1 protein-coding gene is annotated in these 1057 nt (G+C 33.5%); it reads left to right on the forward strand.

The annotated features are described in order from the left end of the window. The first annotated feature begins 8 nt into the window (after positions 1–8). Positions 9–1034 carry an IS630 family transposase gene (locus GMC_RS23075; RefSeq protein WP_029489529.1) on the forward strand — a complete coding sequence of 342 codons (1026 nt, stop codon included), beginning with the start codon at positions 9–11 and terminating at the stop codon, positions 1032–1034. Positions 1035–1057: the final 23 nt, after the last annotated feature.

Consider the following 1057-nt stretch of genomic DNA (forward strand, 5'->3'; position numbering starts at 1 on the left):
TGAAGGATATGGATTTTAGATCAGTAGATTCTGCAAGCAGAAAGGAAATACGCAAACGAGCGATCAAGCAAATTAATTCAGGTGTTCAAAAGAAAAAAGTAGCTATGATGTACGGAGTTAACCCAAACACAATTACTAATTGGGTTAAAAAACATAAAAAAGAAGGGATTAAAGGGTTGACAGATAATAAGCGCGGTGTTAGCTCTGAGGATAAAAAATTACTTAGTAGCACTCAAGAGTTAGAGATCCAACGCATGATTACAGATGTTATGCCAGATCAACTAAAATTGGATTTTGCTTTATGGACACGCAAAGCTGTAAAGGAATTAGTGGAACGTGAATTTGGTGTAAAATTAGCGATAAATACAATGGGGGATTATCTACGCTCTTGGGGATTTAGTCCTCAAAAACCCAAGAAACAAGCTTACGAACAATGTTCTAAAAAAGTGCAATTATGGTTAGATGAACAATATCCAGCCATTAAGAAACGCGCTAAAGAGGAAAATGCAGAAATACAATGGGGTGATGAAACAGGAGTAAGAAACGCTAATCAACATGGTCGTTCTTATGCTCCCAAAGGAAAAACGCCTGTAAAGAAAAGTATGTCTAAACGTTTTTCTGTAAACATGATTTCTACAGTAACTAATCAAGGAAGTGTTCAATTTATGATTTACTCAGGAACTATGAATGCTGATAGATTCATTGAATTTCTAGAACAGCTTATCAAAGATAAAACACAAAAAATATTTTTAATCCTAGATAATTTAAGAGTTCATCACAGTAAAATAGTAAAGAAATGGATTGAAGAAAAACTGGAACATATTGAGTTATTCTTCTTGCCTTCTTATTCTCCAGAGAAAAACCCTGATGAGTATCTAAACTGTGATTTAAAATATGCTTTATCTGAAAAACCTGCTCCTAAAAACGAAAAACAGCTTGAAGAAAATGTCAAGAATCATATGAAAATGCTAACTGAAAATAGCCAAAGAGTAGCTAAATATTTTAACCATAAGGATATAAAATACGCAGCATAAAATCTCTATTTATTGCCGTCGGG

It is taken from the genome of Aquimarina agarivorans (genome assembly GCF_000218485.1).
GTDB lineage: Bacteria > Bacteroidota > Bacteroidia > Flavobacteriales > Flavobacteriaceae > Aquimarina > Aquimarina agarivorans.